Genomic DNA, 244 nt, shown 5'->3' on the forward strand with positions numbered 1-244 from the left:
GCGCCAGCGTTTATTCGGGGCGCGCACAGCGCCGGTCGGATGTCGGCAAGGCCACGGTGGTGGGGTTTCTCGGGGTGTTGGCACTGTTGGTGTTGGTCAATGTACTGTCGCTGGGGGTCATGACCCAGCCGGAGCTGGCCAAGCTGCAGAACCCGTCGATGGCTGCGGTGCTCGAGCATGTGGTAGGCCATTGGGGTGCGGTGCTGATCAGCGTCGGGCTGATCATCTCGCTGCTCGGCGCCCT

At 65.2% G+C, this 244-nt stretch carries 1 protein-coding gene; it reads left to right on the forward strand.

The annotated features are described in order from the left end of the window. The coding region (locus tag J5M56_RS26240; protein WP_207938220.1) for an amino acid permease at positions 1-244 on the forward strand (244 nt) is incomplete at both ends.

Source organism: Pseudomonas sp. 51_B, from assembly GCF_017491595.1.
Lineage (GTDB): Bacteria > Pseudomonadota > Gammaproteobacteria > Pseudomonadales > Pseudomonadaceae > Aquipseudomonas > Aquipseudomonas promysalinigenes.